Annotated in this window: 26 protein-coding genes; 17 read left to right on the forward strand and 9 right to left on the reverse strand. The window is 69.7% G+C overall.

Annotated elements, in window-relative coordinates; all coding sequences use genetic code 11:
- Positions 1-52 precede the first annotated feature (52 nt).
- Positions 53-1,627: an MDR family MFS transporter gene (locus tag AC1ROY_RS18265; RefSeq protein ID WP_493150288.1), complete on the forward strand. Its 1,575-nt coding sequence runs from the start codon at positions 53-55 to the stop codon at positions 1,625-1,627.
- 79 nt (positions 1,628-1,706) lie between these two features.
- On the opposite strand, the gene AC1ROY_RS18270 is transcribed toward AC1ROY_RS18265, so the two are convergent.
- Positions 1,707-2,702, reverse strand: a complete 996-nt coding sequence (locus AC1ROY_RS18270; RefSeq protein WP_493150289.1) for an isopenicillin N synthase family dioxygenase — start codon at positions 2,700-2,702, stop codon at positions 1,707-1,709.
- Between the two features lie 143 nt (positions 2,703-2,845).
- Here AC1ROY_RS18270 and AC1ROY_RS18275 point away from each other — a divergent pair, with 143 nt between their 5' ends.
- The 4 genes from AC1ROY_RS18275 (at position 2,846) to AC1ROY_RS18290 (ending at position 4,201) form a co-directional block, all read left to right on the forward strand.
- Positions 2,846-3,145: a YMGG-like glycine zipper-containing protein gene (locus tag AC1ROY_RS18275; RefSeq protein WP_493150290.1), complete on the forward strand. Its 300-nt coding sequence runs from the start codon at positions 2,846-2,848 to the stop codon at positions 3,143-3,145.
- A 71-nt stretch (positions 3,146-3,216) separates the two neighbouring features.
- Complete coding sequence (locus AC1ROY_RS18280) at positions 3,217-3,600, forward strand: RidA family protein (RefSeq protein ID WP_493150291.1); 384 nt, start codon at positions 3,217-3,219, stop codon at positions 3,598-3,600.
- Between the two features lie 38 nt (positions 3,601-3,638).
- Positions 3,639-3,878 carry a type II toxin-antitoxin system ParD family antitoxin gene (locus AC1ROY_RS18285; RefSeq protein WP_493150292.1) on the forward strand — a complete coding sequence of 80 codons (240 nt, stop codon included), beginning with the start codon at positions 3,639-3,641 and terminating at the stop codon, positions 3,876-3,878.
- Positions 3,875-4,201, forward strand: a complete 327-nt coding sequence (locus tag AC1ROY_RS18290) for a type II toxin-antitoxin system RelE/ParE family toxin (RefSeq protein ID WP_493150293.1) — start codon at positions 3,875-3,877, stop codon at positions 4,199-4,201. Before AC1ROY_RS18285 ends, AC1ROY_RS18290 begins: the two co-directional genes overlap by 4 nt.
- Before the next feature lie 5 nt (positions 4,202-4,206).
- On the opposite strand, the gene AC1ROY_RS18295 is transcribed toward AC1ROY_RS18290, so the two are convergent.
- Genes AC1ROY_RS18295 through AC1ROY_RS18305 form a run of 3 tightly spaced genes read right to left on the reverse strand, consistent with a single transcriptional unit; the run spans position 4,207 to position 7,188 of the window.
- Entirely contained in the window at positions 4,207-4,842 is a 636-nt protein-coding gene (locus tag AC1ROY_RS18295; RefSeq protein ID WP_493150294.1) for a DNA-3-methyladenine glycosylase family protein, read from the reverse strand.
- A 2-nt stretch (positions 4,843-4,844) separates the two neighbouring features.
- On the reverse strand, positions 4,845-6,236 hold the full coding sequence (locus AC1ROY_RS18300) for an L-lactate permease (protein ID WP_493150295.1): 1,392 nt from the start codon (positions 6,234-6,236) through the stop codon (positions 4,845-4,847).
- A 25-nt stretch (positions 6,237-6,261) separates the two neighbouring features.
- Complete coding sequence (locus AC1ROY_RS18305; RefSeq protein ID WP_493150296.1) at positions 6,262-7,188, reverse strand: DMT family transporter; 927 nt, start codon at positions 7,186-7,188, stop codon at positions 6,262-6,264.
- Between the two features lie 25 nt (positions 7,189-7,213).
- Here AC1ROY_RS18305 and AC1ROY_RS18310 point away from each other — a divergent pair, with 25 nt between their 5' ends.
- The 4 genes from AC1ROY_RS18310 to AC1ROY_RS18325 are packed head-to-tail and all read left to right on the forward strand — an operon-like array spanning position 7,214 to position 11,917.
- Positions 7,214-9,091: a propionyl-CoA synthetase gene (locus AC1ROY_RS18310; RefSeq protein ID WP_493150297.1), complete on the forward strand. Its 1,878-nt coding sequence runs from the start codon at positions 7,214-7,216 to the stop codon at positions 9,089-9,091.
- On the forward strand, positions 9,088-9,531 hold the full coding sequence (locus tag AC1ROY_RS18315) for a hypothetical protein (RefSeq protein ID WP_493150298.1): 444 nt from the start codon (positions 9,088-9,090) through the stop codon (positions 9,529-9,531). The genes AC1ROY_RS18310 and AC1ROY_RS18315 overlap by 4 nt, the downstream gene beginning before the upstream one ends.
- Entirely contained in the window at positions 9,528-10,298 is a 771-nt protein-coding gene (locus AC1ROY_RS18320; RefSeq protein WP_493150299.1) for an enoyl-CoA hydratase, read from the forward strand. Before AC1ROY_RS18315 ends, AC1ROY_RS18320 begins: the two co-directional genes overlap by 4 nt.
- Entirely contained in the window at positions 10,298-11,917 is a 1,620-nt protein-coding gene (locus tag AC1ROY_RS18325; protein WP_493150300.1) for an acyl-CoA synthetase, read from the forward strand. The genes AC1ROY_RS18320 and AC1ROY_RS18325 overlap by 1 nt, the downstream gene beginning before the upstream one ends.
- Before the next feature lie 84 nt (positions 11,918-12,001).
- On the opposite strand, the gene AC1ROY_RS18330 is transcribed toward AC1ROY_RS18325, so the two are convergent.
- The 5 genes from AC1ROY_RS18330 to AC1ROY_RS18350 form a co-directional block, all read right to left on the reverse strand.
- The gene (locus AC1ROY_RS18330) at positions 12,002-12,532 is read right to left on the reverse strand and encodes a dihydrofolate reductase family protein (RefSeq protein ID WP_493150301.1); all 531 of its coding nucleotides are present in this window, start codon (positions 12,530-12,532) and stop codon (positions 12,002-12,004) included.
- 84 nt (positions 12,533-12,616) lie between these two features.
- On the reverse strand, positions 12,617-13,249 hold the full coding sequence (locus AC1ROY_RS18335; RefSeq protein WP_493150302.1) for a trimeric intracellular cation channel family protein: 633 nt from the start codon (positions 13,247-13,249) through the stop codon (positions 12,617-12,619).
- A 13-nt stretch (positions 13,250-13,262) separates the two neighbouring features.
- Complete coding sequence (locus AC1ROY_RS18340) at positions 13,263-13,970, reverse strand: metallophosphoesterase family protein (protein WP_493150303.1); 708 nt, start codon at positions 13,968-13,970, stop codon at positions 13,263-13,265.
- A 123-nt stretch (positions 13,971-14,093) separates the two neighbouring features.
- Positions 14,094-15,225, reverse strand: a protein-coding gene (prfB, locus tag AC1ROY_RS18345) for a peptide chain release factor 2 (RefSeq protein ID WP_493150304.1) whose coding sequence is annotated in 2 segments (ribosomal slippage) — positions 14,094-15,155 and positions 15,157-15,225 — 1,131 coding nt in all. Because the reading frame shifts where the segments join, the coding sequence is not laid out codon by codon here.
- Positions 15,226-15,231: 6 nt separating this feature from the next.
- A complete protein-coding gene (locus AC1ROY_RS18350; protein WP_493150305.1) occupies positions 15,232-17,826 on the reverse strand; it encodes a penicillin-binding protein 1A in 2,595 nt (864 codons plus the stop codon).
- Between the two features lie 295 nt (positions 17,827-18,121).
- Between AC1ROY_RS18350 and AC1ROY_RS18355 the strand changes: the two genes are divergently transcribed.
- The 8 genes from AC1ROY_RS18355 to AC1ROY_RS18390 all read left to right on the forward strand — a co-directional run bounded on the left by AC1ROY_RS18355 (position 18,122) and on the right by AC1ROY_RS18390 (position 26,128).
- Positions 18,122-19,714, forward strand: coding sequence for an ABC transporter substrate-binding protein (locus AC1ROY_RS18355; protein WP_493150306.1), 1,593 nt, complete (start codon positions 18,122-18,124; stop codon positions 19,712-19,714).
- A 1-nt stretch (position 19,715) separates the two neighbouring features.
- Positions 19,716-20,690 (forward strand): ABC transporter permease, encoded by a 975-nt coding sequence (locus AC1ROY_RS18360; RefSeq protein WP_493150307.1) that lies wholly within the window; start codon positions 19,716-19,718, stop codon positions 20,688-20,690.
- Positions 20,687-21,610, forward strand: coding sequence for an ABC transporter permease (locus AC1ROY_RS18365; RefSeq protein ID WP_493150308.1), 924 nt, complete (start codon positions 20,687-20,689; stop codon positions 21,608-21,610). Before AC1ROY_RS18360 ends, AC1ROY_RS18365 begins: the two co-directional genes overlap by 4 nt.
- A complete protein-coding gene (locus AC1ROY_RS18370) occupies positions 21,607-22,587 on the forward strand; it encodes an ABC transporter ATP-binding protein (protein WP_493150309.1) in 981 nt (326 codons plus the stop codon). Before AC1ROY_RS18365 ends, AC1ROY_RS18370 begins: the two co-directional genes overlap by 4 nt.
- A gap of 8 nt (positions 22,588-22,595) precedes the next feature.
- On the forward strand, positions 22,596-23,630 hold the full coding sequence (locus tag AC1ROY_RS18375) for an ABC transporter ATP-binding protein (protein WP_493150502.1): 1,035 nt from the start codon (positions 22,596-22,598) through the stop codon (positions 23,628-23,630).
- Positions 23,631-23,784: 154 nt separating this feature from the next.
- Positions 23,785-24,375: a hypothetical protein gene (locus AC1ROY_RS18380; protein WP_493150310.1), complete on the forward strand. Its 591-nt coding sequence runs from the start codon at positions 23,785-23,787 to the stop codon at positions 24,373-24,375.
- Positions 24,372-25,541 carry an MFS transporter gene (locus AC1ROY_RS18385; RefSeq protein WP_493150311.1) on the forward strand — a complete coding sequence of 390 codons (1,170 nt, stop codon included), beginning with the start codon at positions 24,372-24,374 and terminating at the stop codon, positions 25,539-25,541. The genes AC1ROY_RS18380 and AC1ROY_RS18385 overlap by 4 nt, the downstream gene beginning before the upstream one ends.
- 32 nt (positions 25,542-25,573) lie before the next feature.
- Complete coding sequence (locus tag AC1ROY_RS18390) at positions 25,574-26,128, forward strand: hypothetical protein (protein ID WP_493150312.1); 555 nt, start codon at positions 25,574-25,576, stop codon at positions 26,126-26,128.
- Positions 26,129-26,149: the final 21 nt, after the last annotated feature.

Below are 26,149 nucleotides of genomic sequence, written 5' to 3' on the forward strand. Positions count from 1 at the left end.
TGACCCCTCCGCATGCCCCGTCATGCGGCAGCGGAACGAGGACCGACGACTGATGCAGGCTCCCGCCACATCGACCATGGCAGCGCCCCAACCTGGCGACATCCCCCACAACTTCACCCATCGCCAGATCCTGAAGGTGCTGAGCGGCATCCTGCTCTGCATCTTCCTGGCCGCGATCGACCAGACCGTCGTGATCCCCGCCGTGCCGGCCATCGCCGCCGATCTCAACGGCTTCAGCCACCTGGCCTGGATCGTCTCGGCCTACCTGCTGACCTCCACGGCGATGACGCCGATCTACGGCAAGCTCTCCGATATCTACGGCCGCCGGAAGCTGCTCCTGGTGGCGCTCGCGATCTTCGCGCTCGCCTCGGCCCTCTGCGCCCTGGCGACCAGCCTGGGCGAGCTGATCGCGGCGCGGGCGCTGCAGGGCGTGGGCGGCGCGGGGCTGATGGCCATGGCGCAGGCCTCCATCGCCGACGTGGTCAGCCCGCGCGAGCGCGGCCGCTACCAGGTCTTCATGGCCTCCACCTGGGGCGTGGCGTCGACGGCCGGGCCGATCATTGGCGGCTGGGCCACCGAGGCCCTGTCCTGGCGCTGGATCTTCTGGATCAACCTGCCGATCGCGCTGATCGCCATGATCCTGTGCGACCGCGCGCTGCGCCTGCTGAAGACGGCCCCTCGCAAGGCGCGGATCGACTGGGTCGGCGCCGGGCTGCTGACCTCCGCGGTCAGCGCCTGGCTGCTGATGCTGACCTGGGGCGGGGTGGAGATGCCCTGGACCTCGCCGGTGATCCTCGGCCTCGGTGCGGCCGGGCTGGCGCTGGTGCTGCTGCTGACGGTGCAGCAGCGGCGCTTCCCGGATCCGCTGCTGCCGCCGCACCTCTTCGCCAACCCGGTCTTCGTGCGCGGCGTGATCATCGCCTTCTTCGCCTCGATGGGGTTGTTCGGCGGCACCTTCCTGCTGCCGCTCTTCTTCCAGCTCGTCTGGGGGGTGAATGCCGCCACGTCCGGCGCGCTGGTCGTGCCCTTCCTCGCCGCGAACTGCTTCGGCGCCTGGTTCGCCGGCCGCACGGCCCGGCGGCGCGGGCGGATGAAGGCGATCCTGGTCGGCGGGCTGAGCGGCTGCGTGCTGGGATTCCTGCTCCTCGCGGTGGCTGGCACCGGCACGCCGAAGGCAGTCCTGGTCACCTTCCAGCTCGTGCTCGGCTTCGCGATCGGCATGGTGATGCCGAGCAGCCTGATCACCGTGCAGAACGCCGCGGAGCATCGCGACATCGGCACCGCCACGGGCTGCCTGCTGTTCCTGCGCTCCATGGGCGGCGCCTTCGGCAGCACGGTGGTCGGCACGGTGCTGAGCGCGACCTTCGCCTCCCGGCTGCTGGAGCAGGGAATCACCGCGAGGATCGACCTGGGCGAGACCCGCGGGGCGGGCGGGGCCCTGGCCCATATCCCGGCAGCGCTGCTGCCGCAGGTGCAGGCCTCCCTGGACGGCGCCTTCCACATCGCCTTCCTGGCCTGCGCGGCGGGGATGGCGGTGGCGGTGGTCGCGGCGCTCGGCATGCGCGACCTGCCGCTGCGCACCCGCGCGCCGGCCGAGCAGAAGGCGTCGGCGGCCCTCGCGCATTGAGACAATGCCCTCGGCCGCTTTGCGGCCGGATTCCTTGAAGGGCAGACCCGATTCTGCCCGGCGGTGATGCCGGGCGCTGTCAGGCCTCGGCCGGCGCCGCCTGCCGGTGCGCGAAGTTGGTCCGGTTCAGCTTCAGCCGATGGTCCATGTAGAGCAGGTCCTCGTAGCGCGCCGGATTGTCAGCGCTCACGCAGCTCGGCACGCATTTGATGATCGCGTCGTTGTCCGGGCCGTAGAAGAAGGGGATGGCGTAGCGCATCTCCTTGTTGTTGTTCACGACCCGGTGCGGTGTCGGCGCGAAGCGGTCGTTGCTGTAGCGGCCCAGCATTTCCGCCGTGTTCACGACGAAGGTGCCGGGGATTGCCGGCGGGCGCAGCCACTCGCCCTCGCGCGTGCGCACCTCGAGGCCCGGCAGCGCGGACTGCGCGAGGTAGGTGGTGAAGTTCGTGTCGATATGCGGCGCGAAGCCGAAGCGGTCGCCTTCGTCCTCGGGCTGCGGCTGGTAGCGGATCAGGCGCAAAGTGCAGGTCGGGTCGGTGAAGTCGCCGTCGAAATAGTCGGGCGCGAGCTCAAGCGCCTCGGCGAAGACCGGCAGCATGCGGTGCGCCAGCGCCTTCATGGCGGTGAAATAGGCCATGGCCGCGGTGCGGAAGCCGGGCAGGGCGGGCGGCCACTTGTTGGGCTCGGCGAAGGGCTTTTTCCCCAGCACATCCGGATCGTCCGGCGCCAGGTCCTTCATGATGTAGAAGCTCTCGTTGAGGTTCGGCTTCTTCACCTCGGCGACCTTGGAGGTGCGGATGGTCTGCGCGCCCGTCGGCAGGAAGCCCAGGTTGATATCGCCGATCTTCAGCGCGAGCTTCTGGTCCTCCGGCAGGGCGAAGAATTCGGCCGCGGCGGCGAAGCAGCCGTCGATCAGCGCCTGGTCGATGCCGTGGCCGGCGAAGACCAGGAAGCCGGTGTCCTCGCAGCTCCGTGCCACATGATGGGCCAATTCCTGCCTTGCGCCGGCCTCGCCGCGCAGGAAAGGTCCGATATCGAGGACGGGGATGCGGCCTTCGGCCAGGGAGGGATTCATCGGGAAGATCCTCAGGGATTTCTGGCAGCGTAAGATGTTGTCGCCGGGGCGTGAACTCGACAGAGCCGGCAGCGAAACCAATTGTTGAGCGTTAGGTGCGATGATAGCGTTCCAAAACATGCCATCCGATGGAGCACGGCAGAATGCATAAGACGACGGTGGTTCTGCTGGCGGGCGTGGCCCTGCTCGGCGCAGGTTGCACCAACCCCTACGACCCCGGCCAGCGGGCCCTGGGCGGCGCGGGGATCGGCGCACTGGGCGGCGCGGCCATCGGCGGTCTGGCGGGCGGCGGGCGCGGCGCGGCGATCGGCGCCCTGGCAGGCGGCGCCACCGGCGCGGTCGTCGGTGCGGCCACCACGCCGACTCCGCCCCCTCCGGCCTATGGCTATGGCTACCCGCCGCCGGGCTACGTGCCGGCGCCCGCGCCCTACTACGGCAAGTAGGGTCTCGTCCCCGTCGACGCGGCAGGACGAATTCGGCAGCCTGGGCTGGCACTCCTCCTGAAGGATCCGCCATGCCCAAGCGCGCCATCTCCACCGACAAGGTCTTCCGGCCGAGCCTACCCTTCGCCCAGGCGACGGAGGCGGGCGGCTTCGTCTTCGCCTGCTCGACGGGCCGCGACGTCGAGGGCCGATTCGCCGTCGGCGACATCAGGGCGCAGACCCAGCAGACCATCGACAACATCCGCGCGCTGATCGAGGCCGCCGGCGGCACGTTGAAGGACGTGGTGAAGTGCACCGTCTATGTGACGGACCGTGCCAACTGGGCGCCGATGAACGAGGTCTACTTCGCCAATTTCGCCGAGGACCCGCCGCATCGGGTCTCGTGCATCGTGACCGGGCTGGGCTCGCCGGATTGCCTCGTGGAGATCGATGCGACGGCCTATGTGGGTAAGTGATTCTTGCCAAATTTTGCCAAGAATCCTAGATTGCCGCTATGAGCACGATGAACATCTCGCTGCCCGAGGCGCTCAAGGCCTTCGTCGATGAGCAGGTCGCCGGCCGCGGCTACGGCACCAGCAGTGAGTACATGCGCGACCTCATCCGCCAGGATCAGGACCGGCAGAAGCTCCGCCGGATGCTGCTGGACGGCGCCAATTCCCCCCTGGAAGCACCCGTGGACGACGCCTTCTTTGAAGATCTTCGGGAGATTGCGCGCGGCCGCAAAACTGTGTGAGCGGCAAGCCCCTCGCTCCCAGACGGCAAGCCCGTATCGATATTGAGCAGGCGATCCATGGCTACCATGCGATGGCCAGCGAGAAGGTCGCCGTGCGTTTCGCCGACGCTGTGGAGGCAGCCCTGGCGAGGATTGCCCGGCATTCCGCTGCCGACTCACCAGGTCACGGACAACGATTGCGGATTGCCGGGCTGCGCAGCCTCATGATCCGGCGATATCTTTACCTTGTCTTCTATGTCGAATTCGCAGACCGCATCGAGATCTGGAGAGTGCTGCACGCGCAGCGGGATATCGATGCGCTGATAGGCCCGGACGAGAACTGACGCTCCTACGCCGCCGCCTTTCTCACCTTCTTCCCCTCATCCGACGCCCGCCACAGATACCAGGCCGCCACGCTGCGCCAGGGCTTCCAGGCCTCGCCGATCGCGGCCAGCTCCTTCGGCTTGATCTGCTCCTCCGCGCCGGTGAGCAGCTTCCATCCGTCGCGCACGCCGAAATCGTCCACGGGCAGGATGTCGGTGCGGCCGAGGGTGAACATCAGTACCATCTCCACCGTCCACTGACCGACGCCGCGGATAGTGACGAGGCGCTGGATCAGCGTCGCATCGTCGATATCGGCGGCCTCTTCCAGGCTCGGCACCAGCCCGCCGACCGCCTTCTCGGCGATGTCGCGGATGGCGGCGGTCTTGGAGCCGGAGAAGCCGCAGCCGCGCAGTGCCTCGGGCGGCAGGTCGAGCACGAAGCGGGGCGGCGGGAAGGACTCATGCGGATGAAGCGCGATGAAGCGGCCGAGGATCGCCTCGGCCGCGCGGGCGTGCACCTGCTGGTGCGAGATGGCGCGGACCAGCGCCTCGTAGGGCTCCCGCGGGATGTGCTCCATCGTGCAGGGCCCGACGCGCTGGATGAGCGGGCGCAGGATCTTGTCGCGCAGCAGTCGGCGCTCAGCAGTCTGCCAGTCGGCCATCGTTACTCCAGGAACAGCAGCGCCAGCGTGCCCATCAGCACCACCAGCGCCATGGAAGGCAGCATGAGGCGCCAGACTTGCACGGGACGCGTGCCGTCGGCGAGGAGGGCGCAGAGCATGGCCGTCGCGGCGATGCTCATGCCCGCGCCGGCGCCGCCCGCGAAGTTGTGCAGGGCGGGGGCGAGGAGGGTGGGAAGGCCGAGCTCCCGCCCCAGCGCCACCTGGATCGGCATCAGCGCGGCATTGCCGCCGACATTGCTGCCGGTGATGAAGCCGCCCAGAAAGCCCATCGGCACCATGGCATAGGCGGCAAGCACGCCTTTGCCTTCGATCAGCGCCTGGGCGAGAGCCTGCGCCACGCCGCTGCCGGCCAGCCAGCGGCCGAGCAGCACGTAGAGCAGCATGGCCGCGGCTGGGCGTTTTGCCCGGCGCAGCGCGGTGGCGGCGCGGGACAGGCCGTCGGCGTGCGTGGCCAGCAGGCCGAAGGCGACGATCCAGAGCACCACGGCGACATGGGTGATCGGGATGCCCGGCAATTCCGGAAAGGGCCGGAAGGCCGGTGGATGGGGCGCCAGCCGCGCGGCGAGCAGGCAGGCCGTCAGCAGGAGATAGGGCCAGCTTGCCTGGAGCGCCGAGCGCAGGTCGCGCGGCCGGTCGGAGCGCCAGAGCGCCCAGACGGCGACGATCCCGCTCGCCACCAGCCCCACCGTCTCGAAGGGCAGGATGGCGTGCAGCGCGACCAGCAGCGCCGCCATGACAGCCAGCATCAGCGCCTGCATCGCCTTCTCGCGCGGCGGCACCGGCACGCCGGCGCGGGCCTGCATCCACCAGAGCACGGGGGCGAGGGCCAGGATCCAGGCGGCGTTCGGGCGCGCGACCTGTGCCACCATCTCCTGCGCCGGCACGCCCGCGAGCACCGCGCCCAGCGCCGATCCGGGCCCGAGCGCGCCCCAGGGCACCATGACCTGCGACTGGAGCGCCAGCGCGATGGCGACCGCGCCGCCGATCCCCATGCCGCGCAGCGCCGAGAGGGCGAAGACGGCGCCGACCGCAAAGCCGGTGACGCTTTCCAGGAAGACGCCCATCGGCAGGGCCACGGCGAAGATGCGCGCGGGCGTGGCCTCGCGCGGCGCGGCGTCGCGCGCCTGCACGACAGCGGCATGAAAGAGCAGCCCGCCCGCCACGACGGCGATGGGCTGGAGGGCGAGGAAGGCGGCGCGCGGGCTCTCGCGCAGCAGGACGTCCGGGACGGAGACGCCGTCGGGGATGGTCACCGCGATGGCCGGGATCGCCGCGGCCAGGGCGATGCCGCAGGCGGCCAGCGGGCTCGCCCGGCCGCTGGCGAGCAGCGCCAGCAGCAACACGAGCGGCGCGGCCTGGAGGGCGAGGGTCACCGTCGCGCCTCCGGCGCGCGAGACATCATCTTCTCCTCGCCTCGCTCACGGTGATGACCACGGCGCCCGAGAGGATCACGATCGCGCCCAGCCAGGTCCAGCCGTCCGGCACCTCGCCCCAGAGCGCCCAGCCGACGGCGGTGATCACCACGAGGCGCAGATACTGGAAGGGCGCCACCGCGCTGGCCTCGCCAGCCCGCAGCGCCTCGGTCACCAGCCAGATGATCCCCGGCGTGAAGAGGCCGAAGACCGTCAGGATGACCACGTCGCCGAGGTTGAGCGGCGTCCAGCCCGCGACGGCGAAGGGCAGAGTGCAGGTGGTGGTGATCAGCCCGACCCAGGCCAACACCGTCTCCGTCCGCTCGGTGCGCGAGAGGCTGCGCGAGCTCAGCGTGATGCCGCACCAGGAGAAGGCGGCGCCCAGTGCCACCAGGGCGCCAGTCAGCGGGATGTCGGCGCCCGGCCGCAGCATCACGGCGACGCCCAACAGCCCGGCGATCGTGCCGGCCCAGCGGGCGCGGTCTACGCGCTCGCCCAGCAGCGGCCCGGCCAGCATCGTCGTGAACATGACGTTGGTGAAGGAGAGGACCGTCGCCGTGGCCAGGTTCAGATAGGCGAAAGACAGAAAGTAGAGGCCCCAGGTCGCAGTGGAGCAGAAGCCGCGCATGAGGTGCATTCCCACGCGCCGGGTCCGGAACACGCCGGTTCCGGCGGTCAGGACCATGGGCAGGACCCAGACGAGCTGCCCGAAGGACCGCACGAAAAGCTGCGTCGAAGTGGGCACGCCTCGGTGGTTCAGCCAGCGGATGAACAGCGCCTCGGTCGCGAAGAGCATCGCGCTCAGGGACATGAGGATCGCGCCGCGGAGGTTGCCGGGCAGGGCCGCGAAGCGCGTGAACATGGTGCGGAGAGTGCTGCGGTCGTGCTTGCGAAGCAACGCCCGTGGGGTCATTTTCCTTCATGGAGGAGAACGGTCCATGACGGGTTATGACGCCGCGGTCGCGCGGTGGCGTGCCGATCCGGAAGCCTACTGGCTGGAAGCCGCTGACGGCCTCGACTGGACGCGCCCGCCCTCCCGCGCCTTCGACGGATCGATGGGCCTCTACGGCCGCTGGTTCCCCGACGGCGTGCTGAACACCTGCCACAACGCGCTGGACAGGCATGTCGCGGCCGGGCGCGGGGCGCAGACGGCGATCCTCTACGACAGCCCCGTCACCGGAACGATCCGCCGCTTCAGCTATGCCGAGATGCTGGAGCGGGTGAGCCGGCTGGCTGGCGCTCTGGCAGTGCGCGGCGTGGCGAAGGGCGACCGCGTCCTCCTCTACATGCCCATGGTGCCCGAGGCGGCGATCGCCATGCTGGCCTGCGCGCGGCTGGGGGCGGTCCATTCGGTGGTCTTCGGCGGCTTCGCGGCGGCGGAGGTCGCAGCGCGGATCGACGACGCGACACCCAAGGCGATCCTCTCGGCGAGCTGCGGCATCGAGCCGGGGCGCATCGTCGCCTACAAGCCGCTGCTGGACGCGGCGATCGGCATGGCGGCGCACAAGCCGGACTTTTGCCTGATCCTCCAGCGCGAGCAGCAGGGCTGCACGATGGTCGCGGGCCGCGACTTCGACTACGCGGAGGCGGAAGCTACCGGCACGCCGCATCCCTGCGTGGACGTGGCGGCGACGGACCCGCTCTATATCCTCTACACCAGCGGCACGACGGGAAAGCCCAAGGGCATCGTGCGCGACCATGGCGGGCACGCCGTGGTGCTGCATGCCAGCATGCGGATGATCTACGGGCTCGGCGCAGGGGATGTCTTCTGGACGGCCTCGGATGTCGGCTGGGTCGTGGGGCATTCCTACATCGTCTATGCGCCGCTGCTGGCGGGCTGCACTTCGGTGCTCTTCGAGGGCAAGCCGGTCGGCACCCCCGATGCCGGCACCTTCTGGCGCGTCTGCGCCGAGCATGGCGTGCGCGTGCTCTTCACCGCGCCCACCGCGATCCGCGCCATCCGCAAGGAGGATCCGGAGGGCGCGCTGATGAAGCAGCATGACCTCTCCAAGCTGGAGGCGCTCTACCTCGCCGGCGAGCGCTGCGATCCGCCGACCGCGGTGTGGTCCGCGGAAAAGCTCGGCGTGCCGGTGGTGGACCATTGGTGGCAGACCGAGACCGGCTGGCCCATCACCGCCGGCTTCCGCGGCTTCGGCTTGTTCGAGCCGCATCCGGGTTCCGGCGGGAAGCCCTCGCCGGGCTTCGACCTGCGCGTGCTCGACATCGAGGGACATGAGGTGCCGCGCGGCACGCAGGGCGCTCTGGTGCTGAAGCTGCCGCTGCCGCCGGGCTGCGCCCCGACGCTGTGGAACGCCGAGCAGCGCTACCGCGAGGCCTATCTCTCCACATTCCCCGGCTTCTACGACACCTCGGATGCCGGGATGATCGACGAGGAGGGCTTCGCCTGGGTGATGGGCCGCACCGACGACATCATCAACGTCGCCGGCCACCGCCTCTCCACCGGCGCGATGGAGGAGGTGCTGGCGGCGCATCCGGACGTGGCGGAATGCGCGGTGGTCGGCATGGCCGATGCGCTGAAGGGCCAGGCGCCGCTGGGTCTCGTGGTGCTGAAGGCCGGCGTGAATCGTGCGGATGGCGACGTGGCGCGGGAGCTCGTCGCGCTGGTGCGCGAGCGCATCGGGCCGGTCGCGGCCTTCAAGGAGGCGCGCGTGGTTGCGCGCCTGCCCAAGACACGCTCGGGAAAAATCCTGCGCGGGACGATCCGCAAGATCGCCGACGGTGAGCGCTATACGGTGCCGCCGACCATCGACGATCCGATGATCCTCGAGGAGATCGCGGGAGTGCTGGCCAAATGATCGCGCGCCGCGCCGCCCTGCCGTTGCTGCTGCTGGCGCCGCCCGCCTGGGCGCAGCCGCATTCCATGGACGTCATCCGCGGCGACCCGGACCGGCGGCTCCTGCTGGATGCGATCCGTCCGACGCTGATGCGCGCCACCAACGGGCCGGTCCATTTCACCGTGCGCGAGCTGCGGCGCTTCGGCGAGTACGCCTACGGCGTGCTGCAGCCGCGGCGGCCCGACGGCGAAGGAACGATCGACTGGACCACGACGCCCTATCGTGCGCGGATGGAGAGCGAACAGTTCGACAACGGTGTCACCTATGTGCTCTGGCGGCGCCTGGCGGGAGGCTGGAAGGTGGAGGAATACGCCGTGGGTCCCACGGATGTCGTCTGGATCGCCTGGCAGCGCCGCTATCGTCTGCCACAGGCCCTGTTCGAGCAAGGAGGCCTGCCGTGATCACCATCGAGCCCCGCAACGACGGTGTCGCGCTCATCACCCTGGATCGTCCGAAGGCGCGCAATGCGTTGAGCATCAGCATGCTGGAAGCGCTGGCCGAGGCACTGCTTGCGGTCGAGGATGCGCGCTGCGTGGTGCTGGCCGCGAACGGACCGGCCTTCTCCGCGGGGCACGACCTGCGCGAGCTGACCGCGGCGCGCGAGGAGGCCGATGGCGGCCGTGAATTCTACAAGCGCACCATGGCGCTGTGCAGCCGGGTGATGCAGCAGGTGGTGAATCATCCCGTGCCGGTGATCGCGGCGGTCGAGGGCATCGCGACGGCGGCCGGCTGCCAGCTCGTCGCGAGTTGCGACATGGCGGTGGCGACGCCGGCCTCGAAGTTCTGCACGCCGGGCGTGGAGATCGGCCTCTTCTGCTCGACGCCGGCCGTGGCGGTCGCGCGCGCCGTTCCGCGCAAGGCGGCGATGGAGATGCTGCTGACGGGCCGCATGGTGAGCGCGGAGGAGGCGAAGGATCTCGGCCTCATCAACCGGATCGCCGGGGATGCGCGCGCCGCCGCGCTGGAGCTCGCCTCCCAGGTGGCCGCGCGCTCGGCGGTGACCATCCGGATGGGCAAGCGCGGCTTCCTCGAACAGGCGGGGCTTCCGCTCGCGGAAGCCTATGACGCCGCGAGCGCAGTGATGGTCGAGAACATGATGGCCGCCGACGCCGCGGAGGGCATCGGTGCCTTCCTCGGCAAGCGCGCCCCGCATTGGCAGGATCACTGATGTCCGCTTCCGATTACGACGCCCTTCCGCGTGCCGCCGCGAACCATCAGCCGCTGACGCCGCTGCTCTTCCTGGAGCGCAGCGCGGCGGTGTTCCCCGATCATCTCGCCGTCGTGCACGGCGGCCTCCGCCGCAGCTATGCCGAGCTGCGCGCGCGCTGCGTTCAGCTCGCGCATGCGCTGGCGCAGCGCGGCCTCGGGCGCGGCGACACGGTCGCGGCGATGCTGCCCAACACGCCCGCGATGCTGGAATGCCACTACGGCGTGCCCATGGCCGGTTGCGTGCTGAACAGCATCAACACGCGGCTCGATGCGGCGACCATCGCCTATATCCTCGACCACGGCGAGGCGCGCGTGCTGGTCGTGGACCGCGAGTTCGTGCCGGTGCTGCGCGCGGCGCTCGCGCAATGCGAGAACCGGCCCGAGATCATCGAGGTGAACGACAGCGAGGCGCCGTCCGAGGAGACGCTGGGCGGGCTCGACTACGAGGCCTTCCTCGCCGAGGGCTGCGCCGATTTCGCCTGGCCCATGCCGACAGACGAGTGGGATGCCATCGCGCTCAACTACACCTCCGGCACGACGGGCAAGCCGAAAGGCGTGGTGTACCACCATCGCGGCGCGCAGCTGCTGGCGGTCGGCAACGTGCTCTCGGCGGGGATGGGGCGGCATCCGGTCTATCTCTGGACGCTGCCGATGTTCCATTGCAACGGCTGGTGCTTCCCCTGGACCATCACCGCAATGGCCGGCACGCATGTCTGCCTGCGCGCGGTGCGCGGCCCCGCGATGTGGTCGCTCATCGCCGAGCACGGCGTCACGCACATGTGCGGTGCGCCGATCGTGATGGGCACGCTGCTCGCGACGCCCGAGGCCGAGAAGCGCCCGCTGCCCGGGCCGATCACCTTCGTCGTCGCCGGCGCGCCGCCGCCCGAGGCGGTGCTCGCCGCGATCCGCGAGGCGGGATTCGACGTGCTGCACGTCTACGGGCTGACGGAGTGCTACGGCCCCTCCGTCACCAACGAATGGCACCGCGAATGGAACGGCCTCGCCGCGGGCGAGCGGGCGCGGCTGATGGCGCGGCAGGGCGTGCGCTACGTGGCGCTCGAAGGGCTGGACGTGATGGATCCGGAGACGATGGGGCCCATCCCCGCCGACGGCGTCGCGATGGGCGAGGTCATGATGCAGGGCAACAGCGTCATGAAGGGCTATCTGAAGGACAAGGCGGCGACGGACGCGGCCTTCGCCGGCGGCTGGTTCCACACGGGCGACCTCGCGGTGAAGCATCCGGATGGCTACATCCAGCTGCGCGACCGCTCGAAGGACATCATCATCTCCGGCGGCGAGAACATCTCGTCCATCGAGGTGGAGGATGCTTTGTACAAGCATCCCGCCGTCGCGATGGCGGCCGTGGTCGCGCAGCCGGACGAAAAATGGGGCGAGGTGCCCTGCGCCTTCATCGAGCTGAAGATCGGCATGAGCGCCACGGAGGCCGAGATCATCGCCCATTGCCGCGGGATCATGGCCGGCTTCAAGGCGCCGAAGCGGATCGTCTTCTCGGAGCTGCCGAAGACCAGCACGGGCAAGATCCAGAAGCACGTGCTGCGCAGCCAGGTCCGCGGCTGACGCCTGGCCCTTCCGGCTCGCGAGCAGCAGGACCGTAACGGCGCCGTCTTTGCCGACCGGCAGGTTCCGGAGAGAGGCGCGGGATCAGGCAGGAACGTAGGTCAACCTGATCGCATCCTCGCCGATCCGATCGTGGCTCATAAGGCGGAGCCGCGGCCAGGGGCCGGCGAAATAGGGCTTGCCGTGACCAAGCACGACGGGGTGCAGGTAGATTCGATACTCGTCGATCAGGCCAAGTTCGGTGAGGCTTCGTGCCAGGTCCGGTCCGGCGACTTCGATCTCTCCGTCGCGCTCGGCCTTCAGTTGGCGGATCGCGCCCTCAAGATCATCGGCAACAAGCCTGGCGTTGGGGCCGACCGATTTCAACGAGCGCGAGACGACCCATTTCGGCTGGCTGCGCCACGCCGCGGCGAAGGCGTGTCGCTCCGCATCCCATTCAGGATGCTCGTCGTCCCAGTACCGCATGACCTCATACATCCGGCGACCGTAGACACTGCCCGCCTGCCCCTCAGCCTCCTCGATGAAGTGGCGGAAGAGCGTCGGGTCTGGCGCAAACGCCATGTGGTCGACATAGCCGTCCAGGGACTGGTTCATTCCGAACACCAGCTTGGCCATGCCGCACCTTTTCTCCACGCAGCGCATCCCGCGGTTCCGATTGCGCTACGCCATCGGCTGGAGCGCAAGAGGGAACCGCTGTGCCTACTCCTCCTGCTTCGGCGCGACCGGCAGCTTCCAGCCGCGCGAGATCGCCGTCAGGCGCAGCGCCAGGCAGAGGCCGATGGCGGGCAGCGAGACCATGGCGGGCGAGAGACCAAGCCAATGGCCCGCGACCACCGCCAGCGCCGCCGCGAGGGCCGCGACCGCGTAGATCTCGGCGCGCAGCACCACCGGCACGCGGGCCGTCAGTACGTCGCGCACCATGCCGCCGCCGATGCCGCTCAGCATGCCGAGCAGCGCGGCCATGGGCGGCGGAAGGCCATGGTCCAGCGCCTTGTAGGTGCCGGCGACGGCGAAGACGCCGAGGCCCGCGGCGTCGAGGATCAGCACGGGCGTCTGGAAGCGCGCGATCGGGCGCTGGAAGCCGAAGGCGAGCAGGCCGGCGGCGACGGAGATGGCCAGCGCATGCCAGTTCGCGATGGCCTCGGGCGGCACGGCGCCGAGCAGCAGGTCGCGCAGGATGCCGCCGGAGACGGCGGTGGCGAAGGCCAGCACCAGAACGCCGAAGATGTCCATCTTCCGCTGCGTGCCGAGCACCGCGCCGCTCAGGGCGAAGACGAAGGTGCCGACCAGGTCGAGCGCCTGGATCAGGTAGGAGACGGGCAGGTCGATCATCGGCCCTCCCTCCTCAGGCGGTCAGGATCCCGATGCGGTCTTCCTCGAAAATGCCGCAGGTGAGCGGGCCGCCGAAGACGGCGCCGGTGTCGAGGTTGATGCGGTTCTCGCGCAGGTCGGCCTCGCGCTCGCGGACGGGGGTGTGGCCGTGCACGACGATCATGCCGTGGTCGGCCTCGCTGTCGAGGAAGGCACCGCGGATGCGCAGCAGGTCCTCGGGCTTCTGCTCTTCGAAGGGCATGCCGGGGCGGATTCCCGCATGGACGAAGAGGTAGGGGCCGACGCGGTGGTGCAGCCGCAGCCCGCGCAGGAAGGCGATGTGGGGGGCGGGGATGCCGGCGGCCCAGGTCTCGCGTGGGGCGAGGGAATCGAGGCCCCAGCTCGCGAGGGCCTGGCTGCCGCCGTAGTACATCCAGTCGGTGGCGCTGGGGGCGTCGCCGTCGAGGGCGGCGAGGAGGGTGTCTTCGTGATTGCCGCGCAGGTTCACGACGGGGCAGGCCTCGAAGGCCATCACGGCCTCGATGGCGCCGGCGGAATCGGGCCCGCGGTCGATGAAGTCGCCGAGATGGACGAGGGAGGCGCCGGAGGTCGGATTTTCCTTCAGGTCGGCGCGGATAAGGTCGTGCAGGGCCTTCAGCTGGTTGGCGCAGCCGTGAATGTCGCCGATGGCGTAGATGCGCGTGCCGACGGGGAGGGTCGCGGGTGCCTTGAGCCACTTCATGGCGAGAGGGGCTTCGCCCCCCTCGCGTTCCCCCCATCAGGGCTTTTGGCCCTGGACCCTTTTATAGATGAGGGTGCAGGGAACGTGTTCCCTGCCGGGGTCCAGGGGCGGAGCCCCTGGCCTTTACCGCGCCGAGGCACTCGCATCCGACCGCGTGTTCCCCACGCGCGCGGCCAGCGCCGCCGCCATGAAGTCGTCGATGTCCCCATCCAGCACGGCGGAGGGGTTCCCCTTCTCCAGCCCGCTGCGCAGGTCCTTCACCAGCTGATACGGCTGCAGCACGTAGTTCCGGATCTGGTGGCCCCAGCCGATGTCGGTCTTGCCGGCCTCGATGCCGTCGCTGATGGCCTCGCGCTTGCGCAGCTCCAGCTCGTAGAGACGCGCCTTCAGCATATCCATCGCGATCACGCGATTGCGGTGCTGGCTGCGGTCCTGCGTGGAGGCCGCGACGATGCCGGTCGGGATATGCGTGAAGCGCACGCCCGATTCCGTCTTGTTCACGTGCTGCCCGCCGGCGCCCGACGCCCGGAAGGTGTCGGTCTTGATGTCGGCCGGGTTGACCTCGATCTCGATCTTGTCGTCGATCACCGGATAGACATAGACGCTGGCGAAGCTGGTCTGACGCTTGTCGTTGCCGCCGAAGGGGCTGATGCGCACCAGCCGGTGCACGCCCGTTTCGGTCTTGAGCCAGCCGAAGGCGTTGTCGCCGGTGACCTGGAGCGTGGCGGACTTGATGCCCGCCTCCTCGCCCTCGGACTGCTCGGTGAGGACCACCTTGTAGCCGCGCCGCTCGGCCCAGCGCATGTACATGCGCATGAGCATCTCGGCCCAGTCCTGGGCCTCGGTGCCGCCGGCGCCGGCGTTGACCTCGATATAGGCGTCGTTGTGGTCGGCCTCACCGGAGAGGAGGCTCTCGATCTCGCGGCGCTTGGCCTCGACGGCGAAGGATTCGAGATCGGCAACGGCGGCATCGGCGGTGGCTGTGTCACCCTCGGCCTCGGCCATCTCGATGAGCTCCATCGCATCGGCGACAGACTGCTCTAGCTTCTTCACGCCCTCGACCTGCTCGACCAGGCGACCACGCTCGCGCATGAGGCGCTGGGCCTCGGCGGCGTCATTCCAGAGGGTGGGGTCCTCGGCCCGGGCGTTCAGCTCGGCGAGGCGGATGAGAGAGGCATCCCAGTCAAAGATGCCTCCTCAGCAGGGCCACCGAAGCGGTGATCTGCTCGTGCAACTGTGTGGCATCGGCGCGCATGGGCTCTCAGTAGAGTCCCCCGAGCCCGCTGTCCACACGGGCCGCCGCGCCTGCGCCGCTGACCTCGGTCGGCGCGGTGGCCGCGTTCTCGGTGCCGGGGCGGAAGGCCTCGAGGATCGACTGGCCGTTGTCCGTCGTGATGCGAACGAGGGCGACGCCCGGCGGCGCGCGGAAGGGCACCGGCGGGCTGCCCTGGAGCGCCGCGGCCGCGACCTCGCGGAAGATCGGCGCGGCGTTGCCGCCGCCTGTCTCGCCGTTGCCGAGGCTGCGCGGGTCGTCGTAGCCCATCCAGACGGCGATCACGATGTCGGGCGTGAAGCCGACGAACCAATTGTCCTTGTAGTCGTCGGTGGTGCCGGTCTTGCCGGCGACGGGGCGGTTGAGGCCGGCGCCGGCGCGACTGCCCGTGCCGCGCTGCACGGCGCCCTGCAGCAGGTTCACGATCTGGAAGGCCGCGATGGGGTCGGCGATCTGCTGGCGGTTCTCGGCGATGCGGGGCGGCTGGGCGTCCGGCCCGGCAGCGCAGCCGGGGCATTCGCGCGCCTGGCTGCGCCAGATCACCCGTCCCCGCTGGTCCTGCACGCTGTCGATGAAGGTGGGCTCCACGCGCCGGCCGCCGTTCACGAAGCTGGCATAGCCGGCGGCCTGGCGGAGCACCGTGGTCTCGCCGGCGCCGAGGCTCATGGAGAGGTAGCGCGGCATGTTGTCGATGACGCCGAAGCGGGCGGCGGTGTCGGCCACGCGGTCGATGCCGACCTCCTGCGCGATGCGGACGGTGACGAGGTTGAGGCTGCGTTCCAGGGCCGAGCGCATGGTGACGTAGCCGCCGCTCATCCCGCCGCCATAGTTGCCTGGGCGCCAGACGCCCTGCGCCGTCGCGACCTCGATCGGCCCGTCGAGGAAGCGCTGATTCGGCGGAATGCCGTTCTCCAGGGCGGTGATGTAGACATAGGGCTTGAAGGAGGAACCGGGCTGCCGCATCGCCTGGGTGGCGCGGTTGAACTGGCTGCGCTCGTAGCTCCAGCCGCCGGAGGTGGCGAGGACGCGGCCCGTATTGGGGTCGAGCGCGACGACAGCTCCCTCGACCTCCGGGATCTGCCGGAGGGCAAGGCGCTCCTGCCGGGGCCCCGGGGCGGGCGCGGCGGCACCGCGGGCCGGCGGCGTGGCGGCCGCGACGGGGCGGTTGGGCTCCGGCTCCACCATCACGACGTCGCCGACGGAGAGCACCTCGGAGACGCGGCGGGGCTGGTTGCCGAGGCGCGGCGGCTGGCCCGGCTGTGCCGGCAGCACCGGGCGGGCCCAGGCCAGGTCCTCCAGGAGGACCACGCCGGTCTTCGGCTCGGAGGGGATGCGGGGGTTGGGGCGCTCGAACCAGCCGAGCCGGGCCTCGCGCTCGCGGACCTCCAGCACGACGGCCTGGCGCCACTCGTTGAGCATGCCGGGCGGACGGGGCAGGGCCTCCAGGGCCGGGAGCCAGTCGGTTGGGCCGTAGGCGCTCTTGCCGAGGGCGCCGCGCCAGCCGCCGCGGCGGCGGTCATAGGCCATCAGACCGTTGCGCAGGGCGGTCTCGGTCGCCGCCTGAAGATTCGGGTCGAGGCTGGTGCGGACCACGAGGCCGCCGCCCTGGGTCTGCTCGGAGCCGAAGCGCTGGATGAGCTCGCGCCGGACCTCCTCGGTGAAGTGGCCGCCGACGGCGACCATGTCCGGCCGGCGGGAGGGGCGGGCCTGGATGGGCTCGGCCTTGGCGGCCTGGGCCTCGGCCGTGGTGATGACCCGGTCCTCGGCCATGCGGTCGATGACCCAGTCGCGGCGGATGCGGGCCTGCTCGGGATAGCGGAGCGGGTTGTAGTTGTTGGGTGCCTTGGGGAGGGCGGCGAGGAAGGCCGTCTCCGAAATCGTCAGCTCGTCCAGGGACTTGTTGAAATAGGCCTGGGCGGCGGCGGCCACGCCATAGGCCTGGGCGCCGAGAAAGATCTCGTTCAGGTAGATCTCGAGGATGCGCGACTTGGGCAGGGCATTCTCCAGCCGGATGGCCAGCAGCGCCTCGCGCGCCTTGCGCAGGATGGTGCGGTCGCTGCCCACCAGCATGTTCTTCGCGACCTGCTGGGTGATGGTGGAAGCGCCGACCATGCGCCGGCCGGAGCCGTACTGTTCCACATTGGTGACGATGGCGCGGATCAGGGCGACGGGGTCGACGCCCTGGTGGCTCTCGAAATTCTGGTCCTCGGCGGAGATGAAGGCCTGCTGGAGGCGGCGGGGAATCGCCTCGATCGGCACGAAGACCCGGCGCTCGGCGGCCAGCTCGGCCATCAGGCGGCTGTCGCCGGCATAGATGCGGCTCATCTGCTGGGGCTGGTAGTCGGCGAGCCAGCGGTAGTCGGGAAGGTCGGATTCGAGCTTGCGGTAGAGGCCGTAGCCCGCCACGCCGGCCGCGACCACACCGATGATGGCGACGGTGAAGAGGCTGCGGACGAAGCCGCCGAACAGCCGGAAGGGCGGACGCTTCGCTGCCTTGGGCCGCTCCTTTCCGGAGGGCTTCTTCGGCGGCTCTGCGCGCGGCCGCGGCGGGATCACCGGGGCTTCGATGGGACCCTCAGTCATAAGGATGGGCAGTCATGGGCATGGGCGGCATCTAGCACATTATGGGTGGCCGGGCGTCGGATTCCCCAACGCATGGCTGGTGCGGAGATTTCACGCGGCCTGCGGCATTTTTGCGGCGCAGCAACCCGGTCGGCGGGACTGGCGCGAACCGAGGCAGCCCCGGCCCGGATTGCGAGGGAGGCAGGCGGTTCTCCCCGGGGTGCCTGCGGAAGAGGTTGGGGTGGCCTGGATTGTGCTGTTAGCTTGCTGCTACAAGCCGCGCTTCGCCGCGCCGCATCCCGGGAGACCCCAAAAAATGCGCACGACACTCCGCGCCCTGGCCGCCGCCGGCCTCCTGGGACTGGCTTCCACCCAGGCCCCCGCGCAAACCCTGACCATGGCCGTCGGGGCCCCGGTCACCAGCCTGGATCCGCACTACCACCAGCTCTCGCCCAACAACGCGGCGGCGAGCATGATCTTCAGCCGGCTCGTCGAGACCGACGACCGCGCGCGCAGCATCCCCGGCCTCGCCGAGAGCTGGCGGGCGGTGGAGCCCACCGTGTGGGAGTTCAAGCTCCGCCCCGGCGTGCGCTTCCACAACGGCCGCGAGTTCACGGCCGAGGACGTGGCCTTCACCTTCGCGCGCGTGCCGAACGTGCCGAACAGCCCGGCCTCCTTCACCCTCTTCGTCCGGCCGATCACCCGGGTGGAGATCGTCGACCCCCTGACCATCCGGCTGCACACGCGCGCGCCCTATCCGCTGCTGCCGATGGACATGACCAACATCTTCATCCTCGACCGCGAGACGCATGAGGGCGCCACCACCGAGCGCTTCAACAGCGGCGAGCTGGCGATCGGCACCGGCCCCTTTCGCGTGGTGCGCCACGCCAATGGCGACCGCATCGAGCTGGAGCGAAACGAGAATTTCTATGGCGAGCGGCCGGCCTTCGCCCGCGTGAACTACCGCATGATCACCAACGACGCCGCCCGCACCGCCGCGCTGCTGGCCGGCGACGTGGACGTGATCGACCAGGTGCCGACGGCGGATCTCTCCAAGCTGCGCACCGACGCTCGTCTTTCCCTCTACGAGACGACCGGCCTGCGGCTCATCTTCCTCTCGCTCGACCATTCGCGCGAGGACGCGACGCCCTTCGTCACCGACAATGACGGTCGCCCCATCGCGCGCAACCCTCTGAAGGACGTGAGGGTCCGCCGCGCGCTCTCCATGGCGATCGACCGCCCGAACATGGTGGCGCGCGTGATGGAAGGCGCGGCCACGCCGACCGGCCAGTTCCTCGCCGAGGGCGTGACCAGCCATATCCCGGGCTTCCCCGTTCCGCGCTACGACCCCGACGGCGCCCGCCGCCTGCTGGCCGAGGCCGGCTTCCCGAACGGCTTCCGGCTGACCATCCACGGGCCGAACGACCGCTACCCGAACGACGCGCGCATCATCCAGGCCGTGGGCCAGATGTGGACCCGCGTGGGCATCCGGACCTCGGTGGACGCGCAGACTTGGGCGACCTTCATCGGCCGCGCCAGCCGTGCCGAGCTCTCCGCGTTCCTGGTGGGCTGGGGCATGAACCCGGACGGCAGCCATCCGCTGCGCAACCTGATCGCCTGCCCGAACCGCGAGACCGGCCTCGGCGCTTCCAACCGCGGCCGCTACTGCAATCCGGAGCTGGACCGGGGCCTCGAGGAATCCTCGCAGATGCTGGACGAGGAGGCGCGGCAGAAGCGGCTGATCGAGCTGGAGCGCATGGCGCTGGAGGACGTGGCGCTCATCCCGCTGCACATCCAGACCAACATCTGGGCCGCCCGCCGCGGCTTCGTGGTGACGCCGCGCGCGGACGAGCTGACCCGGGCGCAGGACGTCCGCCCCGCTTCTGCCACCCCGGCAGCGGCCCGCTGAGGTGACCGTCTACCTCCTGCGCCGGTTGCTCCAGGCGCTGCTGGTGATGCTCGCCATGAGCGTCATCGTCTTCGTCGGCGTCTATGCCATCGGCGACCCCGTCGAGATCCTGATCTCGCCCGACGCCGACCAGATGGAGCGCGAGCGCGCCATCAAGGCGCTGGGGCTCGACCTGCCGCTCTGGCAGCAATACCTGACCTTCCTGTTCCGGGCGCTGCAGGGCGACCTGGGCCGCAGCTTCGTCTTCAACGAGCCGGCCTTGCAGCTGATCCTCCAGAAAATGCCGGCGACGCTGGAGCTGGCGGTCGGCGCCACTTTCATGGCGGTGCTGATCGGCCTGCCGCTCGGCCTCTATGCCGGGCTCAAGCCGGACAGCGCCGGCTCGAAGGCCATCATGGCGGGGAGCATCCTGGGCTTCTCGCTGCCGACCTTCTGGGTCGGGCTGATGCTCATCATGGTCTTCGCGGTGCAGCTCGGCTGGCTGCCGAGCACGGGGCGCGGCGAGACGGCGTCCTTCCTCGGCCTGCGCTGGTCCTTCCTGACGCGCGACGGCCTCGCGCATCTCATCATGCCCGCGGTGAACCTCTCGCTGTTCAAGATCAGCCTCGTGGTCCGGCTCACGCGATCGGGCGTGCGAGAGACCATGCTGATGGACTACGTGAAGTTCGCACGCGCCAAGGGCCTCTCGCCGGCGCGCGTGACCTATGTGCACGTGTTCAAGAACATCCTGATCCCGGTCGTGACCGTGGTGGGGCTGGAACTCGGCTCGACCATCGCCTTCTCGGTGGTGACGGAGAGCGTCTTCGCCTGGCCGGGCATGGGCAAGCTGATCATCGACAGCATCAACGTGCTCGATCGCCCCGTCATCGTGGCCTATCTGATGATCATCGTGATGATGTTCATTGTCATCAACCTCGCGGTGGACCTGCTCTACTCGACGCTGGATCCGCGCGTGCGGCTGGAGGGCAAATCGTGAGCGACATCACCGCCAGCGAGGTTCCCGTCGTCGCCACAGTGGTGAAGGAGGAGACGCCCTTCCGGCGCTTTCTCTCCGAGTTCTTCGCCAGCAAGATCGCGACGGGCGGGCTGATCGTCTTCGGGATCATCGCGATCCTGGCCATCCTCGCCCCCTGGATCACGCCGCAGAACCCCTATGACCTCGCGCAGCTCGACATCATGGACGGGCGGCTGGAGCCGGGCTCCGTGGGCGGCTCGGGCATCACCCACTGGCTCGGCACGGACGACCAGGGCCGCGACATGCTGTCCGGCATCATCTACGGGCTGCGCATCTCGCTGACGGTGGGCATCGGCTCGGCCTTCATCGCCTCGCTGGTGGGCGCCTCGCTGGGGCTGCTCGCGGCCTATGGCGGCGGGCGGACCGACAGTCTGATCATGCGCCTCGTCGACCTGCAGCTCTCCTTCCCAACCATCCTCGCCGCGCTGATGATCCTGGCCTTCCTGGGCAAGGGCATCGGCAATGTGGTGATCGCCCTGGTCATCGTGGAATGGGCCTATTACGCGCGCACCGTGCGCGGCTCGGCCCTGGTCGAGCGGCGGCGCGAATACATCGAGGCGGCGCAGTGCCTGGCCCTGCCGACGCGGCGCATCCTGTTCCGGCATCTGCTGCCCAACTGCCTGCCGCCGCTGATCGTGGTGGGGACCATCCAGGTGGCGCGCGCGATCGCGCTGGAGGCGACGCTCTCCTTCCTCGGCCTCGGCGTGCCGATCACCGAGCCCTCGCTCGGCCTGCTGATCGCCAATGGCTACGAGTACATGCTGAGCGGGAAGTACTGGATCAGCTTCTATCCGGGCATCGCGCTGCTGGTGACGATCGTGAGCATCAACCTGATGGGCGACCATCTCCGTGACGTGCTGAATCCGAGGTTGAAGAAGTGAGCGTAGCTACCCTCGAAGTCCGGAATCTCCAGACGCATTTCTTCACCCGCGCCGGCGTGGTGAAGGCGGTGGACGGCGTGAGCTTCACCGTCGGCCGCGGCAAGGTGTTGGGCCTGGTCGGCGAATCCGGCTCCGGCAAGACGGTGACGGGCTTTTCCATCATCGGCCTCGTGGACGAGCCCGGTCGTGTCGTGGGCGGGGAGATCCTATTCCACGGCCAGAACTTGGCGCGGCTCAGCGAGGAGGAGATGCGGCAGCTGCGGGGCAACCGCATCGCCATGATCTTCCAGGACCCGATGATGACGCTGAACCCGGTCCTGCGCATCGACACGCAGATGATCGAGACGGTCCTCGCGCATACCAAGGTCAGCCACGAGGAAGCGCGGCAGCGCTGCCGCGACACGCTCGGCATGGTGGGGATTCCCTCGCCGGAGGAGCGGCTGAAATCCTATCCGCACCAGTTCTCGGGCGGCATGCGCCAGCGCGTGGCCATCGCCATCGCGCTGCTGCACCGGCCGGAGTTGATCGTCGCGGACGAACCGACGACGGCGCTGGACGTGACCATCCAGGGCCAGATCCTGGCCGAGGTGCAGAAGCTCGCGGCCAACACGGGCACGAGCCTGATCTGGATCACGCATGACCTCTCCGTCGTCGCCGGCCTCGCCGACGACATCGCGGTCATGTATGCCGGCCGCGTGGTCGAGGATGGGCCGGTGTCGGAGGTGCTGGACAAGCCGCTGCACCCCTACACCCATGGCCTGATCGGCTCCGTTCCCAGCCGCAACAAGCGCGGCGAGCCGCTGCGGCAGATTCCGGGCATGACGCCCTCGCTGCTGAAGCTGCCGCCGGGCTGCGCCTTCGCCAGCCGTTGCGACCGTGCCACGGCGGAATGCGCGGCGCCGATCGCGCTGATGGAGCTGGTCCCGGGCCGCCACGCGCGCTGCATCCACCCGCACATGGAAGCGGTGGCGGCATGAGCGCGGCGATGCAGCAGTCCCAAGGGACAGGCACTGGGACGACCCATGTGCCGGAACGCCCGATCATCGAGCTGATCGGCATCAGCAAGCGCTTCGAGAAGAAGCTCGATTTCATTGGCAAGCTCGCCCAGAAGCTGGGCGCGCCGATCCGCGAGGAGATCGTCCACGCCGTCGACAACGTGAACCTCTCGATCCGCAAGGGCGAGGTGGTCGGGCTCGTCGGCGAATCCGGCTGCGGCAAGTCGACGCTGGGCCGCGTCGTCGCCGGCATCATGCCGCCCTCGGATGGCGAGGTGCTGTGGCGCGGCCGGAACATCGGCTCGCTGCACGGCGCCGAGGCCAAGGAAGCCAAGCTGCGCGCGCAGATGATCTTCCAGGATCCCTACGCCTCGCTGAATCCGCGCATGAAGGTCCAGGACATCGTGGGCGAGGCGCCGCTGGTACATGGCATGACCACGCGGGGCGGCTTCGACAAATACGTGGACGACCAGCTGCGCCGCGCCGGGCTCGATCCCACGCTGAAGAAGCGCTACCCGCACCAGTTCTCGGGCGGGCAGCGGCAGCGCATCGGCATCGCCCGCGCTCTGGCGGTGCAGCCGGAATTCCTGGTCTGCGACGAATCGGTGGCGGCGCTGGACGTCTCCATCCAGGCGCAGATCCTGAACCTGTTCATGAAGTTGCGCTCCGAGCTGGACCTGACCTATCTCTTCATCAGCCACGACCTCGGCGTGGTGGAGCATCTCTCCGACCGCGTGGTGATCATGTATCTCGGCCGCGTCGTCGAGCAGGCGCCGTCGGAAGAGATCTTCGCCCGCGCCAACCATCCCTACACGGTCTCGCTGCTCTCCTCGGTGCCGCGGATCGAGGCGCGCAAGCGGGCCTTCGCGACGGTGAAGGGCGAGATTCCATCGCCGCTGAACCCGCCGCCCGGCTGCCACTTCCATCCGCGCTGCCCGCACGCCTTCGACCGTTGCAAGGTCGAGGTGCCGGTGCTGAAGGAGATCGCGCCGGGCCATCTGAGCGCCTGCCATCTGAATGGGTAGCTTTTTCGCGCCCTCAAACGCCGGGCGGCGGCTTTGCCGCCTTGGCTTCGCGCCGCGACGGTAACGCCCCCATGGGTCAGTTGGCCTGGGCGCGCCGGCCGCCCCGTAGCTGGCGCGTTCGCCAGCGAAGGCAAACACGACGTGGCCGGATTCGATGAGCGAGACGCCGCCCTATTTTTCCCAGTGGGCCTCGGCCGAGCTGGTGCCGGAGTTTCTGGATGGCCGCCCCAGCGCGACCGATCCGCTCTGGGCCGAGAGCGGCGCCGCCGATATCGCCGAATACGCGCGCTGGGCGCACCACCTCTGCGGCATCGCCTGCCTGAAGATGGCCATGGCCGCGCACGGCGAGGTGCACAGCATCCACGCGCTGCGCCGCGAGATCCAGGCGCTCGGCGGCTACATCGACCAGGGTGGCGATGACATCCGCGGCCTCATCTACGCGGGTGCGGTGGCCTGGCTGAACGCCCGCGGCATCGCCGCGCGCATCGTGCTGGATGAGCCGCGCCCGGAGCTCTCGCCGGGCGAGCTCTACATCGCCTCGGTGCATCCGCGCATTCGCACGCCGGAACTCGATCCGCCGCACAAGGGCGGGCACCTGGTCCTGGTCTTCGGCAGGGACGCGGAGGGGCGGCTGCGCTTCCACAACCCCTCGGGCCACAGCGACGAAACCCGGCGCGACGCCCGGATAAGTCCGGACGATTTCTCGCGCTTCCACGCGGATCGGGGCATCTTTATCCCATCGTGAATCCGACAACCGACCGCGGCCTGATCTGGGGCACCGCCCTGACCCAGTTCATCGGCTGGGGCGCGCTGTTCATCCCCTTCAGCCTCGTGCTGGAACCGATGGAGGCGGATCTCGGCTGGAGCCGCGGCGAGCTGAACGGCGCCCTGACCATCGGTCTTCTGGTCTCGGGCGTCCTCGGCATTCCCGTCGGCCGCTGGGTGGACCGGCATGGCGGCCGCCTGCCGCTGACCCTGGGCGCGCTGCTCGGCGCCGCGGTGCTGGCCGGCTGGGCGATGGTGGACCGGCTCTGGGTCTTTTATCTGCTCTGGATCGCGATGGGCTGCGCGCATGCCACCGCGCTCTGGGGCCCGGCGATGGCCGTGGTGGTGGCGCTGGCGCGGCAGCCGGCCAAGGTGATCGCCGGCATCACCTTCATCACGGGCTTCACCGCCACCGTCTTCGTGCCGCTGATCGCGGCGCTGGTGGAACGGCTGGGCTGGCGCGGCGCGCTGCTGGTGCTGGCGGCGCTGCAGCTGGTCCCGGCGATCACGGCCTGGATGCAGTTCCGCGGCGTGGCGGCGCCCGCGCCCCTGATGGCCGTGGCCCGTGGCGACGCCCTTCGCCGTGTCATGCGGCGGCCGGCCTTCTGGGGCCTGGCGCTCTGCTTTGCCGCGCATGTCTTCATCGGCGTGGGGCTGGGCACGCATCTCGTGCCGCTGCTGCGCGAGCTCGGCCTGCCGGAGACGAGCGTGCTGCTGCTCGTGGCGCTGCATGGGCCGACGCAGGTGGCAGCGCGGGCGATCCTGTACTTCGCCGGCAACCGCGCCTCGATGCGCATGGTGGGTCTGCTCGCGGTGCCCTTGTTGGTGGTGGCGCAGCTCTGGCTGGCCATGGCGCCGCCGGCCTTCGTCTGGCTGCTGCCCTTCGTGGCCTGCTGGGCGGTGGCGGACGGCCTCATGACCATCGTGCGCGCCGCCGGCACGGCCGAGATCCTGGGGCGCGAGGGCTATGGCGCGATCACCGGCGCGCTGACGCTGATCGGCGTGCTGCCGCGCACCGCCGCGCCCTTCGCCATCGCTTTGGTCTGGGAGGCGGAGGGCGGCTACGGCGCCGTGCCCTGGCTGCTGGCGGCGGTCGCGGCCCTGGGGGCGGGGGCTTTTTTGCTCGCTGTGCGCGATCGGGGCTAGGCTGGTTCGTACCATCTGCGGAACGTCCGGCCATGCGGCTCCCGATCCTCCTCGCGCTCCTCCTCCTCGCAGGGACGGCAGCGGCGCAGCAGCGGGCCGGCACGGTGACGCTGGGCGGCCGCGCCCAGACCGGCGCGGACAGCCGCGAGGTGCGCTTCGAATTCCATTGCTCGGAGAACGGCCGGAACACGACAGGCGCGCTGGGCGTAGACCTCTACGTGCCGCGCTATGCCGAGCTGGCGCAGGTCTTCGACTTCGACGCCTTCGAGGGGCCGGATGCGGATGCCGGCGCGCGCACGCGGATCGATGTGGGCAGTGTCTCGGGCCGCTTCACCGTCTCGGGCTGGGCGGGCGTCGCGGACGACAACCCCTTCGGCTTCGGCCTCACCGCACCCCGCCGGCGCGATCCGCAGCGGCTGGCCGCGGTCGCGCGCGTGCTGCAGCCCCTGGCGGCCGGCCCTGCCACCCTGAACTGGACGCAGCGGAATGCGGAGCGCAGCGGGCCCGCCATCGTGGCGCGGCTCGAGGTCGGCGCGGAGGATTCGGCACGGCTGCGCACGCTGCTCGCGCCATGCCTCGGGCGATAGCGGCGATACAAATGCGACGAA

Source organism: Roseococcus sp. GW821-FHT12F05 (assembly GCF_058806835.1).